Genomic DNA, 14,072 nt, shown 5'->3' with positions numbered 1-14,072 from the left:
CGGTATCGCGATGATGTTCTTCATGGGTGCGATGTTCGCTGCGCTGGCTGAGCGGGGGGAGGCCTCCGGGGGCTGAGCCGGCCTTCGCCCCCGGGTCCTGTGCCGTGCGTCGCGCTGCGGGCTCGTCCTCAAGCGCCGGACGGGCGTTCTTCGGCCTTCGGCCTCGTCCTCAAGCGCCGGACGGGCTCCCATTCCGCCGCGGCGGTCGCTTTGCCGGGAATCCGACCTGCCCGAGTGGCCCGATATCGCGCTCACCCGATGGCCACCCTCCGTAGCGCCCCCGGTATCGTGCGGAATCCATCCCATGTGATCGTGAAAACACCGCTTGGAGCCGCACACCATGAGCCAGCGCACGCTCGTTCTCCTCAAGCCCGACACCGTCCGCCGTGGACTGATCGGGGAGATCATCGGCCGTATCGAGCGCAAGGCGGGCTGGACCATCTCCGCGCTGGAGCTGCGCACCCTGGATCAGGACACGCTGGAGGCGCACTACGGCGAGCACAAGGGCAAGCCGTTCTACGAGCCGCTGGTGGCGTTCATGGCGTCCGGGCCGGTCGTCGCCCTCGTCGTCGAGGGTGAGCGCGTGATCGAGGGCATGCGCCAGCTCGCGGGCCCCACCGACCCGATCGCCGCCGCGCCCGGCTCCATCCGCGGCGATTTCGGCAGCATCGTCCGGGAGAACCTGGTGCACGCCTCCGACTCCGAGGAGTCCGCCGAGCGCGAGCTGAAGATCTTCTTTCCGGGTCTCGCCTGAGGTTTTCCAGTTCTGACACGCAGTCAGTGCGATCGCTCCACCGACCAGGGACGGCCGAAGGGATTCGGCCGTCTTTTGTCATATGCGCCCCGATTGGGGGAACCCGTGCCTCGGATGGCACGTCTCCAAGAGCGGGGCGGCTCATCATCTGCTGACAATGGCGGAGACCCTCGCGCCGTGCGCGTGCGGGCGAGACTACGATGGAAGCCTCCACGCCACACAGCACCCACCTCGCCTACCTAACAAGCCATCACACGCTCCACTAGGGAAGGCCAGACGCATCCTCATGGGGAACAACATGTCGTTCATCGGCCGTGACATGGCTGTCGACCTCGGGACCGCCAACACGCTGGTGTACGTCAGGGGTCGGGGGATCGTACTCAACGAGCCGTCCGTCGTCGCGATCAACACCAACACCGGCGGCATCCTCGCGGTCGGCGCAGAAGCGAAGAAGATGATCGGGCGCACGCCCGGCAACATCGTCGCGGTGCGCCCGCTGAAGGACGGCGTCATCGCCGACTTCGAGATCACCGAGCGGATGCTCCGCTACTTCATCCTGAAGATCCACAAGCGTCGGTATCTGGCCCGCCCGCGCGTCGTCGTCTGCGTGCCCTCCGGCATCACCGGGGTCGAGCGCCGCGCCGTCATCGAGGCCTCCTCGCAGGCCGGTGCCCGCCAGGTGCACATCATCGAGGAGCCCATGGCCGCGGCCATCGGCTCCGGCCTGCCGGTCCACGAGGCCACCGGCAACATGGTCGTGGACATCGGCGGCGGCACCACCGAGGTCGCCGTGATCTCCCTCGGCGGAATCGTCACGGCACAGTCCATCCGCGTCGCGGGCGACGAGCTGGACAACGCGATCATCCAGCACATCAAGAAGGAGTACTCCCTCCTTCTCGGTGAGCGCACGGCCGAGCAGATCAAGATCACCATCGGTTCCGCGTACGACATGGACGCCGACGAGCACACCGAGATCCGCGGCCGCGACCTGGTCTCGGGCCTGCCCAAGACCGTGGTGATCTCCGCGGCCGAGGTCCGCAAGGCGATCGAGGAGCCCGTCAACGCCATCGTCGACGCGGTCAAGACCACGCTCGACAAGTGCCCGCCCGAGCTGTCCGGCGACGTCATGGACCGCGGCATCGTCCTGACCGGCGGCGGCGCCCTCCTGCGCGGCCTGGACGAGCGCCTTCGCCGCGAGACGGGCATGCCGATCCACATCGCCGAGGACCCGCTGGACAGCGTGGCGCTCGGCTCCGGCAAGTGCGTCGAGGAGTTCGAGGCGCTCCAGCAGGTGCTCGACGCCCAGCCGCGTCGCTGACCCCGGCCGGAAGAGCGGCACGGAAGAGCGGCACGGAAAAAGCGGGCACGGAAGAGCGGGCAGGGAAAAAACGGGCGCGAAAAGCCGCCATGGAAAAGACGACCCGGGACCGACGCCTCGCCGCGTCGCCCACAGGCGCCCGGCCACCGCGGTGGCCGGGCGGCCGCGTCCGCTGACCGGACGTCACGACCCGCACACGACCTGACGTGAAAAGGTCCGCCGTACGAGTGCCTGCCGCCTCGTGCGGCGGATCGTTGATATATAGGCAAGGCATAAGAATTCCGCGGACTTCGGGGCTCCGGGGACCCCGCGGGCTCACATTCCGCAGATTCCTACTTGAGGAAGGCACGGCCGCCGCACGTGAGGGACACACGAGAGAGCCGGCTGCTCCTGGTGCTGCTGATCGCCATCGCGTTCGCACTGATCACGGTGGACATCCGTGGTGGCGAGGATTCACCGGTCGACGGTGCCCGACAGGCCGCCGCCACGGTCTTCGGCCCGGTCGAGGACGGCATGGCGGGAGCCGTGGACCCGATCGGCAACGCCATCGGCGCGGTCCGCGACTCCGGTGACCGCCACGACCGCATCGCCCAGCTGGAGCGGGAGAACGCCGCGCTCAAGGCCAGACTCGGCAGCGACGACCGCAACCGCAGCCGGGTCAAACAGCTCGACTCCCTGCTCAAGAAGGCGGGCGCGGGCCAGTACGGCATCAAGGGCGCGGAGGTCATCGGCATAGGAGCGGCCCAGGGCTTCTCCTGGACGGTCACCATCGACGCGGGCGCCAACGACGGCATCAAGCGCGACATGACGGTCCTCAACGGCGAAGGCCTGGTCGGCCGCGTCACCACCGTCGGCCCGTCCACCGCGACGGTCCTGCTCGCCAACGACCCCGACTTCGCCGTCGGCACCCGCATGGAGAAGACCGACGAGCTGGGCTTCGCCTCCGGCCAGGGCGACCGCCCGCTGCGCGTCCAGATGCTCAACGGCAAGGCGAAGATCAAGAAGGGCGACCGCCTGGTCACCTTCGGCTCGCAGGCCGACAAGCCGTTCGTGCCCGGCGTCCCCGTCGGCGAGGTCGTCCGCGTCGACCCCTCCGGCGGCGACCTGACCCGGAACGTGTACGTGCGGCCGTACGTGGGATTCACCAAGCTGGACGTCGTCGGCGTCGTCGTCGAGGCCCCCCGCAAGGACCCCCGCGACAGCGTCCTGCCGTCCAAGCCCGCCAAGCCCAAGCCCGCCCCGACCGTGACGGTCACCGCGACACCGTCCGGGCAGGCCCCCGCCGACGGCACCGAGCAGTAGGAGCACCGACACCATGCGCTTCAACCGGATCCTGCTCTCCAGCGCCCTCGTCGTGGTCGCCCTCGTAGTCCAGGTCAGCGTGCTCGCCCGGCTCCAGCTGCCGGGCGCGGTCCCCGACCTGGTCCTGCTCACCGTCCTCGGCCTCGCCTTCGTCTACGGCCACGTCGGCGGTGCCCTGATCGGCTTCGGCGCGGGCCTGCTCACCGACCTGGCGCCGCCCGCCGACCACGCCGCCGGGCGCTACGCCCTCGTGCTGTGCGTCATCGGCTACCTCGCGGGCCTCGCCAAGCCCGAGACCGGACGGCTGCGCTCCGCCAGCGGTCCGCTCTTCGTCGTGGTCGGCGCCGCCATCGGCTCCACGCTCCTGTACGCGGGCGTGGGCGCCCTCGTCGGCGACGACGCGGCCCGCCACGTGGGCCTCGGCGGGCTGCTCTTCACGGCGGCCCTGTACGACCTGCTGCTCGCGCCGTTCACCATTCCGCTGATCATCGCGCTCGCCCGCCGCGCCGAGAACGACCCGCTGGGCGAGACCGCCGGCGGCACCAAGGCCGCCGACGTCTCCACGGGCTTCCTGTCCTCCGGCACCGGCCTGAGCATCGGCAACCAGCGCGGCGGCAGCCTGCGCACCAAGGCGGCCAAGGTCCGCGCCGCCCGCGCCGGACGCATCAAGGGGGTCAAGCGCCTGTGAGCGCACCGCAGTCCACGCCCGCGGCGGCCAGGGGAGGAGCGCCCCAGTGACGAACATCCCCGAGACAGGCCGCACGCCACGCGTCCAGATCCGCCTCGTCGTCATCCAGATCCTCGTCGTCTCGCTGCTCCTCACCCTCGGCGGCCGCCTCTGGTACCTCCAGGTCCGCAACGGCGCCGAGTACGCCGAGGAGGCCTCAGGCAACCACGTCCAGCAGGTCGTCCAGCCCGCCGTGCGCGGCGAGATCCTCGACGCCCGCGGCGTGCCCATCGCCGACAACCAGACCCGCCTCGTGGTCTCCGCGTCCCGCACCGAGCTGATGAAGATGAAGGACGACGGCAAGGGCGTCCTCGCCAAGCTCGCCGGTGTCCTCGGCATGAGCCCCAAGGACGTCTCGGACAAGGTCCGCCTCTGCGACTCCAAGACGCCGCAGCCCTGCTGGAACGGCTCGCCGTACCAGCCCATCCCCATCACCGACGAGGCCACGCCCAAGCAGGCCCTCCAGATCCGCGAGCGCTCCGAGGACTTCCCCGGCATCACCGCCGAGCCCACCGCCGTGCGCCGCTACGCCGCCCCCGGCAAGTCCAACACCGCCCAGGTCCTCGGCTATCTCTCGCCCGTCACGGACGAGGAGATCAACAAGGCCAAGGACACCGACTCGCCGTTCCTGCGCTCCGACCAGGTGGGCCGCTCCGGACTCGAGCGCACGTACGACAAGCAGCTGCGCGGCAAGGCGGGCGTCACCCGCTACGAGGTCGACAACCTCGGCCGCGTCATAGGGAAGGCCAAGTCCGACCGCGCCGAGCCCGGCTCGAACGTCGTGACCAGCATCGACGCCCGCGTCCAGGCCGTCTCCGAGTACTGGCTGAACGACGCGATGAAGAAAGCGCGCGACGAGTTCGACAAGAACACCGGCGAAAACTACAAGGCCGACGCGGGCGCTGTCGTCGTCATGGAGAACAAGACCGGGCGTGTCGTCGCCATGGCCTCCAACCCGACGTACGACCCGAACGCCTGGGTCGGCGGCATCTCCGGCAAGGACTACGCCAAGCTCACCGGCAAGAAGTCCAACTACCCGCTCCTGAACCGCGCCATCCAGGGCCAGGCCGCCCCCGGCTCCATCTTCAAGGTCATCCCGACGACCGCCGCGGTCAACGCGGGCTACGAGTTCAACGGCCGCTACCCCTGCCCCAGCTCGTACTCGATCGGCGGCCAGGTCTTCAAGAACTTCGAGTCCCAGGGCCACGGCAGCATCAGCCTCGGCCAGGCCCTCGAGGTCTCCTGCGACACCGTCTACTACAAGCTGTCGCACGACGAGTGGCGCAAGGACGGCGGCAACAAGCCCGCGAAGAACCCCAAGGACTGGTTCTACAAGACCGCCCACCAGTTCGGCCTCGGCAAGGAGACCGGCGTCGACCTGCCGAACGAGGTCAGCGGCCGCGTCCCCGACCGCCAGTGGAAGAAGGACTACTGGAAGGCCAACAAGGACGCCTGGTGCAAGCAGGGCAAGAAGAGCGGCGACTACGCCGAGCGCATCGCCTACGAGAACTGCCTCGAAGGCATGAAGATGCGCGCCGGTGACTCCGTCAACTACTCCATCGGCCAGGGCGACACCCTCGTCACGCCCATCCAGATGGCCACGATCTACTCCGCCATCGCCAACGGCGGCACCCTCTACAACCCCACCGTCGGCAAGGCGATCATCAGCGCCGACGGCAAGCACATCGAGGAGATCAAGCCCAAGGCGCACGGCAAGCTCCCCATGGACGCGGCCCTGCGCAAGGACATAGACGGTGCCCTCGCCGACGTCGCCACCAAGGGAACCGCCGCCTGGCGGTTCGGCGGCTGGCCCCAGGACAAGATCCCGATGCACGCCAAGACGGGCACCGCCGAGGTCTACGGCAAGCAGACGACGTCGTGGTTCGCGACGTACACCAAGGACTACTCGATCGTGATGACGATCTCCCAGGGCGGTACGGGCTCCGGCGCGTCCGGGCCCGCCGTGCGCCAGATCTACAACGCGATCTACGGCCTCGACGACAGCGGCAACCAGGACCTGAAGAAGGCCCTGCTGCCCGAGCCGCAGAAGTCCCTGCCGAAGATCCAGCCCGACGGCTCCATCGACGCCCCGAAGGTCAAGCCGTACAAGCCCGGCAAGCCCAAGCCGCCGCAGGCGCCGGGGGACCAGCAACAGCAGCAGGACCCGGACCAGGACCAGCAGCAGCAAGATCAGGACCAGCAGGACCAGGACCAGCAGGAACTCGCGGGCGCGCCCGCGGGCTGGAGGCGCGACTGATGTCCCGCCCGTCTCCCACCACCGCCCTTCCAAGGAATGGGCTGCGCCCATGACCATGAACAACGGTTTCTCCGTCTCGGGCTACGGCCCCGAGCGCTCCACCCTGTCCCGCCTGTTCGCCCGCGACTCGCTGCTGCGCCGCCTCGACTGGTGGATACTGCTCGCCGCCCTCGCGCTCTCCGTGATCGGCTCGGCGCTCGTCTACTCGGCCACCCGCAACCGCACCGAGCTGGTCGGCGACGATCCGTACGCCTTCCTGATCAAGCACGTCATCAACATCGGCATCGGCCTCGCGCTGATGGCGGGCACGATCTGGCTCGGCCACACCATGCTGCGCACCGCCGTGCCGATCCTCTACGGCATCTCGGTCTTCCTGATCCTGCTCGTCCTGACCCCGCTCGGGGCGACCGTCAACGGCGCCCACGCGTGGATCGTCATCGGCGGCCAGTCGCTCCAGCCCTCCGAGTTCTGCAAGATCACGATCATCCTGGGCATGGCGATGATGCTCGCGGCCCGCGTCGACGCGGGCGACCGGGAGCACCCCGACCACCGCACCGTCGTCCAGGCCCTCGGCCTCGCCGCCGTCCCGATCATGATCATCATGCTGATGCCTGACCTCGGCTCGGTCATGGTGATAGTGATGATCGTCCTCGGCGTCCTGCTCGCCTCCGGCGCCTCCAACCGCTGGGTCTTCGGACTGCTCGGCGCGGGCGCGCTCGGCGGCGTCGCCATATGGCAGCTCGGCGTCCTCGACGACTACCAGATCGCCCGCTTCGCCGCCTTCGCCAACCCCGCGCTCGACCCGGCGGGCGTCGGCTACAACACCAACCAGGCCCGCATCGCCATCGGCTCCGGCGGCCTCACCGGCACCGGGCTCACCAAGGGCTCCCAGACCACCGGCCAGTTCGTGCCCGAGCAGCAGACCGACTTCGTCTTCACGGTCGCAGGCGAGGAACTGGGCTTCGTCGGCGCGGGCGCGATCCTGCTCCTCCTGGGCGTCGTCCTGTGGCGCGCCTGCCGCATCGCCCGCGAGACGACCGAGCTGTACGGCACGATCGTCGCCGCCGGGATCATCGCCTGGTTCGCCTTCCAGGCCTTCGAGAACATCGGCATGACCCTCGGCATCATGCCGGTCGCGGGCCTCCCGCTGCCCTTCGTCTCCTACGGCGGAACCTCCATGTTCGCCGTCTGGGTGGCCGTCGGCCTCCTCCAGTCGATCAAGGTGCAGCGGCCGCTGTCGGCTTGATCCCGTCGCCGGGGCGCCCAGGGACTGCCGGGCGCCCCGGATCGCGTCTAGATTCGGTTCATGGCGGACACGAAGCACGGGACTGCGACGCACCGCGAGATCGAGCGCAAGTACGACGCCGGGGACGGCGGAAGCCTCCCCGACCTACGCGGCGTCGCCGGGGTCGCCGACGTCATCGACAAGGGCGTCGCCGACCTGGACGCCGTCTACTACGACACCGCCGACCAGCGCCTGGCCGCCGCCGCCATCACCCTGCGCCGCCGCACCGGCGGCTCCGACGCGGGCTGGCACCTGAAGCTCCCCGTCTCCCTCGCGGACGGCGTGCGCGACGAGGTCCACGCCCCCCTCTCGGACGACGTCCCCCGCCCCCTCGCGGCCCTGGTCCGCTCCCGCGTGCGCGACACCCCGCTGGTGCCGGTCGTACGCCTCCGCTCGGCGCGTACCGTACGCCACCTCGTGGACGGGGCGGGCGCCCTCCTCGCGGAGGTCAGCGTCGACGGCGTACGGGCGGAGCGCCTGCACGGCGGCCCCGGCGCCACCGCCTGGACGGAGATCGAGGTCGAACTGGGAGAGGCGGGCGAGCCCGCGCTCCTGGACAAGGTCGAGAAGAAGCTGAGGAAGGCGGGGGTGCGCCGCTCGGATTCCGGCTCGAAGCTGGCCCGCGCCCTGGCGGAGACGGCGGACCCCGCCGCGGGCGATCGACCCACGGGGCGCATGCGGCCCGAGCCGCCCCGCGCGGACGACTCGGCCGGGGCCCACGTCCTCGCCTACCTCCACGCACAGCGCGACGCCCTGCTCGCCATGGACCCCGCCGTCCGCCAGGACCTCCCCGACTCCGTCCACCAGATGCGCGTGGCGACCCGCCGGCTGCGCAGCGCCTTCAAGTCGTACCGCAAGATCCTCGACCGGGACGTCACCGATCCGCTCGGCGACGAGCTGAAGTGGCTGGCCGGGGAGCTGGGCGTGGACCGCGACCGCGAGGTCCTCACCGAGCGCCTCACGACCGCCCTCGCGGACGTGCCCCGCACGCTGCGCCTCGGCCCCGTCCGCGCCCGCCTGCGGATCTGGTCGATCGCGGGCCGCACCGGATCGCGCCGCAAGACGGTCGCCGTCCTGGACTCGCCGCGCTATCTGGCCCTCCTCGACGCCGTCGACGCGCTGCTCGCCGACCCGCCGCTGCGCGAGGCCGCCGCGGCTCCCGCGGGCGACGCCCTGCCCAAGGCGCTGCTCAAGGACTTCGACCGCCTCGCGGCCCGCGTGGACCACGCCCTGGCCCTCGCCCCCGGCGAGGAGCGCGACACGGCGCTCCACGAGGCCCGCAAGGCCGCCAAGCGCGCCCGGTACGCGGGCGAGGCCGCGAAGCCCGCCCTGGGCAAGCCCGCGAAGCGCTTCGCCAAGCGCATGAAGGCCGTGCAGAAGGTCCTCGGCGAGCACCAGGACAGCGTCGTCGCCCGCGACGCCCTGCGGAACCTGGCGATCCAGGCCCACGGCGCGGGCGAGTCCGCGTACACCTGGGGCCTGCTGTACGGCCGCGAGGAGGCGGCCGCGGCGGCCCAGGAGCGGGAGCTGCCCGAGGTGTGGGCCAGGGCGGCGGCCCCGAAGGTGCGGGCACCGCTCGGCGGCTGAGCCCCGGGGTGGCTTGGGCCGATCGAGGTACGGGGCGCGGCCCCGGTCACGTTAGGCTTGAGGGTCACCCCTGTCAGCTCACGAAGGTCCAGCGATGTCTGTCGAGTCGGTTTTCCCACAGCTCGAAGCCCTGCTCCCGCATGTGCAGAAGCCGATCCAGTACGTAGGCGGCGAGCTCAACTCCACGGTCAAGCCGTGGGACTCCTGTGACGTCCGCTGGGCGCTCATGTATCCGGACGCGTACGAGGTCGGCCTGCCCAACCAGGGCGTCATGATCCTCTACGAGGTCCTGAACGAGCGCGAGGGCGTCCTCGCCGAGCGCACGTACAGCGTGTGGCCGGACCTGGAGGAGCTGATGCGGGAGCACAAGGTCCCGCAGTTCACGGTGGACAGCCACCGGCCCGTCAAGGCCTTCGACGTCTTCGGCCTGAGCTTCTCCACGGAGCTGGGCTACACGAACATGCTGACGGCCCTGGACCTCGCGGGCATCCCGCTGGAGTCCAAGGACCGCACGGTCGACGACCCGATCGTCCTCGCGGGCGGCCACGCGGCCTTCAACCCCGAGCCGATCGCGGACTTCATCGACGCGGCGATCATCGGCGACGGCGAGCAGGCCGTGCTCGACATGACGGAGATCGTCCGCGCCTGGAAGGCCGAGGGCCGCCCCGGCGGCCGCGAGGAGGTCCTCTTCCGCCTCGCCAGGACCGGCAGCGTCTACATCCCTGCCTTCTACGACGTCGAGTACCTCCCCGACGGCCGCATCGGCCGCGTCGTGCCGAACAAGTCCGGTGTGCCGTGGCGCGTGTCGAAGCACACCGTCATGGACCTCGACGAGTGGCCGTACCCGAAGCAGCCGCTGGTCCCGCTCGCGGAGACCGTCCACGAGCGCATGTCCGTGGAGATCTTCCGCGGCTGCACGCGTGGCTGCCGCTTCTGCCAGGCCGGCATGATCACGCGCCCGGTGCGCGAGCGCTCGATCACGGGCATCGGCGAGATGGTCGACAAGGGGCTGAAGGCCACGGGCTTCGAGGAGGTGGGCCTGCTCTCCCTCTCCTCCGCCGACCACTCCGAGATCGGCGACATCGCCAAGGGCCTCGCGGACCGCTACACCGAGGACAAGATCGGCCTGTCCCTCCCCTCCACCCGCGTGGACGCCTTCAACGTCGACCTGGCCAACGAGCTGACGCGCAACGGCCGCCGCTCCGGCCTCACGTTCGCCCCCGAGGGCGGCAGCGAGCGCATGCGCAAGGTCATCAACAAGATGGTCTCGGAAGAGGACCTCATCCGCACCGTCGCCACCGCGTACGGCAACGGCTGGCGCCAGGTGAAGCTGTACTTCATGTGCGGCCTGCCCACCGAGACCGACGACGACGTCCTCCAGATCGCCGACATGGCGATGAACGTCATCCAGAAGGGCCGCGAGGTCTCCGGCTCCAACGACATCCGCTGCACGGTGTCCATCGGCGGCTTCGTGCCGAAGCCCCACACCCCCTTCCAGTGGGCCCCGCAGCTCTCCGCCGAGCAGACGGACGAGCGTCTCGCCAAGCTCCGCGACAAGATCCGCGGCGACAAGAAGTACGGCCGCTCCATCGGCTTCCGCTACCACGACGGCAAGCCCGGCATCGTCGAGGGCCTCCTCTCCCGCGGCGACCGCCGCATCGGCGCCGTCATCCGCGCCGTCTACGAGGACGGCGGCCGCTTCGACGGCTGGCGCGAGCACTTCTCCTACGACCGCTGGATGCGGTGCGCCGACAAGACGCTGCCCGAGATGGGCGTCGACGTCGACTGGTACACCACCCGCGAGCGCACGTACGAGGAGGTCCTCCCCTGGGACCACCTCGACTCCGGCCTCGACAAGGACTGGCTCTGGGAGGACTGGCAGGACTCCCTCGACGAGACCGAGGTCGAGGACTGCCGCTGGACCCCGTGCTTCGACTGCGGCGTGTGCCCGCAGATGGACACGAGCATCCAGATCGGCCCGACCGGCAAGAAGCTGCTGCCGCTGACGGTCAAGAAGACCCCTGTGACCAGCTGAACCAGCGGCTGAGCCGCACGGTCACGGCTGTGCCCCCGCACCTCCTTCGAGGCGCGGGGGCACAGCGCGTTCCGCGCCGCCGGTGCCGGGCGCTGGGGCTCGACCGTGTGGTGTTCGGTCGCTGCGTACGATTTCTTGGCAGTGTCAGCGTCGCAGTTCGGAAACGGGGGGAACGGGGTGCCGGTGACGGCGTCTCAGTAGGCATGGACCTTCAGAAGGGGCTCCCGGCGGAGCCGGGGGCGCGGTCGGTGTGGCAGCCGGGACCCGAGCGGGTGGCCGAGGTGGGCGCTGAGCCTGTGGCGTTGGCGAAGGCCGTTCCTGAGCCTGCCCCGCGGGCCGAGGGGTGTCTCGTGGTGGCCCTGCGGATGCCGGTGCGGATCGTGGTCCTGGTGCTCGTGGTGCCGGTGCGGATCGTGTGGGACGCCCTTGTGGTGTGCGGGCGGTTCGTGTACGACCTCGCGCTGCGGCCGGTGGGGCGGGCGCTCGCCTGGGCCGGGCGGGGGATCGGTGCCGTCCTCGGCTTCGTCGGCAAGGCCCTCTTCGTCTGGCCCTGGGTGGCCCTGTGGCGGTACGTGGTCGAGCCGCTCGGGCTCGGGCTCCTCTGGCTGGGGCGCGTGCTGATCGTCGTACCGGCCCAGTGGGCGTACCGGTGGGTGCTCACGCCGATCGGGCACGCGCTCGCCTGGCTGGGGCGGGTGCTCGTGGTCGTGCCCGCGCAGTGGCTGTACGCGTACGTCCTGACGCCCCTGGGGCACGGCATCGCCTGGCTCGCGCGGGGCGTGTGGTGGGTGCTGCGGGGCATCGGGATCGTCGTCGGCACACTCTTGCGGTGGATCTTCGTGGAGCCCGTCGTCGCCCTGTGGCGCTGGGTGCTCGCGCCCATCGGCCGGGCCGTCGCCTTCGTCGCGCGGGAGGTCGGGGACGCGCTCGGACACGCCTGGCGGATCGCCGGGCGCATATCGCGGGCCGTGTGGGGCGTCCTCGGCCGCCTGCTCAAATTGATCTTCGTGGAGCCGGTGCGCTGGGTGTACCGGACCCTCCTCACACCGGTCGGGCACGCCGTGCGTGACGCGGTGTGGCACCCGGTCAGGCGGGGCGCCCGGGCCGTGGGCCACGTCACCCGGCAGGCGCTCGGCTCCGTACGCGAGAGCGTGCGGGAGGCCCGGGCGGACTTCCGGCGGCTGCTGTTCGGCGCGTCCCGGGAGAGGGTGCCGGTGACCAGCGGCTCCGAGGCCCGGCGGGAACCCGGAGAGGCGAAGCGCGTACTCTAGAGCAAAGGGTCCGGCGTGAAATGTCCCCGTCGACGCGGGGGGTGATCCCGCCGACACCGGGCGAGCGCCAGCCCGGACGCGGCCCCGCCCATGCGGGGCAGCGTCACAGACCGCGTACACGAGGAGAAGTTCCCCTGGGCAAGCGACAGCCCGAAGGCCCGCCGCCCGCACCCGCGGTGCAGCGCATCCGCCTGCGCTACACCAAGCGCGGCCGCCTCCGGTTCACCAGCCACCGTGACTTCCAGCGCGCCTTCGAGCGGGCGCTGCGCCGCGCCGATGTGCCCATGGCGTACTCGGCGGGCTTCACCCCGCACCCGAAGGTGTCGTACGCCAATGCCGCACCCACCGGCACGGGCAGCGAGGCCGAGTATCTGGAGATCGCGCTCACCGCGCCCCGCGACCCGCAGACGCTGCGGACGCTGCTCAACGAGTCGCTGCCTGCCGGGCTCGACATCACGGACGCCGTCGAGGCCCGCACCTCCGGGCTCGCCGACCGGCTCACCGCCTCCGTGTGGGAGCTGCGCCTCGACGGCGTGGAGAGCACCGACGCCGAGCGGGCCGCCGCCGCCTTCCGCGCCGCCGAGACCGTCGAGGTCCAGCGCCGTACGAAGAACGGGATGCGCACGTTCGACGCCCGCGCCGCCGTCGTGAGCCTGGACGCCCTCGGCCCGGAGGCGCGCGCCTCCGTCGCTGATAGGCCGACCGACAAGCCCTGTGCGATACTGCGGCTGGTTGTACGGCACGTGACACCTGCCGTCCGACCCGACGACGTCCTGTCCGGTCTCCGAGCTGTGGCCGACCTGGCGCCGCCGGTCCCCGCAGCGGTGACCAGGCTGGCGCAGGGGCTTTTCGATGAAGAGACCGGCACGGTGACCGACCCGCTCGCGCCAGACCGCGAGGCAGTCACGGCCGCCCCGGCCGATGGGCAGACCCGTTCCGATGGGCGCACCCGTTCAGGGGTCGCCGAAGCTGCCGCCGCGACGGCGCCGGTGCCGGAAGGTCCCGCGTAGGGGCGCTCGCCGAGCACACCGCAGCGCCACCCTCGTACTCGGGAGCCACCTGGGTCGGGCGGCGCACTGACCAGAAGACTTTCGCCAGGCCGTCCGCCAGGAGCGTACGGAACCGGCGAGACAAGACATAGACAGCTCCCGTGCGGCGCCCACGCCCTCGGATGGCGGCCCCACGCGACAGGCGAGGGCCGCGGGTACGTCCGGCTTACGGCGCGGCGCCCGGGAGCGTGACGGGAGAACCGCCCGCATGCTTGAGCCGAACGACCCCACTGAGGGCTCGCAGAACAGCAGCACCCCCAGCGACACGCTGCCGCCGCGCCGTCGGCGCCGCGCCGCGTCGCGCCCCGCGGGACCGCCCGCGGGCACCGCCACGGACGCCGCGCCGGCCATACCGGCCGCCCCCGCCGCCGTGAACGCCGGATACACCGAAGACACCGTAGGAACCGTAGAGACCGAAGAGACCGACGAAGAGCTGTCGGCCGCCGAGGTCGCTGAGGCCCCCGAGGCCCCCCAGGCCACTGAGGCC

11 protein-coding genes are annotated in these 14,072 nt (G+C 70.9%); all 11 read left to right on the top strand.

The features are described 5' to 3' along the window. Positions 1–340 precede the first annotated feature (340 nt). Positions 341–754, top strand: coding sequence for a nucleoside-diphosphate kinase (ndk, locus tag AC07GB_RS10935; protein ID WP_478843772.1), 414 nt, complete (start codon positions 341–343; stop codon positions 752–754). Positions 755–1,052: 298 nt separating this feature from the next. Beyond that, a complete protein-coding gene (locus AC07GB_RS10930; protein WP_030362602.1) occupies positions 1,053–2,072 on the top strand; it encodes a rod shape-determining protein in 1,020 nt (339 codons plus the stop codon). 360 nt (positions 2,073–2,432) lie between these two features. Beyond that, entirely contained in the window at positions 2,433–3,374 is a 942-nt protein-coding gene (gene mreC, locus AC07GB_RS10925; RefSeq protein ID WP_478843770.1) for a rod shape-determining protein MreC, read from the top strand. A gap of 13 nt (positions 3,375–3,387) precedes the next feature. Then, positions 3,388–4,062 carry a rod shape-determining protein MreD gene (mreD, locus tag AC07GB_RS10920; RefSeq protein ID WP_478843768.1) on the top strand — a complete coding sequence of 225 codons (675 nt, stop codon included), beginning with the start codon at positions 3,388–3,390 and terminating at the stop codon, positions 4,060–4,062. A gap of 46 nt (positions 4,063–4,108) precedes the next feature. Further along, positions 4,109–6,358 (top strand): penicillin-binding protein 2, encoded by a 2,250-nt coding sequence (gene mrdA, locus AC07GB_RS10915; RefSeq protein WP_478843766.1) that lies wholly within the window; start codon positions 4,109–4,111, stop codon positions 6,356–6,358. A gap of 49 nt (positions 6,359–6,407) precedes the next feature. Further along, positions 6,408–7,604: a rod shape-determining protein RodA gene (gene rodA / locus AC07GB_RS10910; RefSeq protein ID WP_478843764.1), complete on the top strand. Its 1,197-nt coding sequence runs from the start codon at positions 6,408–6,410 to the stop codon at positions 7,602–7,604. A gap of 60 nt (positions 7,605–7,664) precedes the next feature. Continuing rightward, positions 7,665–9,230 carry a CYTH and CHAD domain-containing protein gene (locus AC07GB_RS10905; RefSeq protein ID WP_478843762.1) on the top strand — a complete coding sequence of 522 codons (1,566 nt, stop codon included), beginning with the start codon at positions 7,665–7,667 and terminating at the stop codon, positions 9,228–9,230. A 94-nt stretch (positions 9,231–9,324) separates the two neighbouring features. After that, the gene (locus AC07GB_RS10900) at positions 9,325–11,265 is read left to right on the top strand and encodes a TIGR03960 family B12-binding radical SAM protein (protein WP_478843760.1); all 1,941 of its coding nucleotides are present in this window, start codon (positions 9,325–9,327) and stop codon (positions 11,263–11,265) included. A gap of 203 nt (positions 11,266–11,468) precedes the next feature. Further along, positions 11,469–12,536, top strand: coding sequence for a hypothetical protein (locus AC07GB_RS10895; protein ID WP_478843758.1), 1,068 nt, complete (start codon positions 11,469–11,471; stop codon positions 12,534–12,536). A 176-nt stretch (positions 12,537–12,712) separates the two neighbouring features. After that, a complete protein-coding gene (locus tag AC07GB_RS10890; RefSeq protein ID WP_478843756.1) occupies positions 12,713–13,546 on the top strand; it encodes a TIGR03936 family radical SAM-associated protein in 834 nt (277 codons plus the stop codon). A 247-nt stretch (positions 13,547–13,793) separates the two neighbouring features. Further along, positions 13,794–14,072 (top strand): hypothetical protein (locus tag AC07GB_RS10885; RefSeq protein ID WP_478843754.1); only part of this gene is annotated, 279 nt, incomplete at its 3' end.

This window comes from Streptomyces sp. NPDC045778, assembly GCF_056431945.1.
The sequence above is the reverse complement of the archived record's forward strand: the minus strand, read 5'-3'. Positions and strand labels throughout refer to the sequence as shown.

What these genes read in the sequence shown, in the direction of transcription:
- ndk (WP_478843772.1), top strand. Translation starts at nt 341, where the DNA reads ATGAGCCAGCGCACGCTCGTTCTCCTCAAGCCCGACACCGTCCGCCGT.
- AC07GB_RS10930 (WP_030362602.1), top strand. Translation starts at nt 1,053, where the DNA reads ATGTCGTTCATCGGCCGTGACATGGCTGTCGACCTCGGGACCGCCAAC.
- mreD (WP_478843768.1), top strand. Translation starts at nt 3,388, where the DNA reads ATGCGCTTCAACCGGATCCTGCTCTCCAGCGCCCTCGTCGTGGTCGCC.
- rodA (WP_478843764.1), top strand. Translation starts at nt 6,408, where the DNA reads ATGACCATGAACAACGGTTTCTCCGTCTCGGGCTACGGCCCCGAGCGC.
- AC07GB_RS10905 (WP_478843762.1), top strand. Translation starts at nt 7,665, where the DNA reads ATGGCGGACACGAAGCACGGGACTGCGACGCACCGCGAGATCGAGCGC.
- AC07GB_RS10900 (WP_478843760.1), top strand. Translation starts at nt 9,325, where the DNA reads ATGTCTGTCGAGTCGGTTTTCCCACAGCTCGAAGCCCTGCTCCCGCAT.
- AC07GB_RS10895 (WP_478843758.1), top strand. Translation starts at nt 11,469, where the DNA reads ATGGACCTTCAGAAGGGGCTCCCGGCGGAGCCGGGGGCGCGGTCGGTG.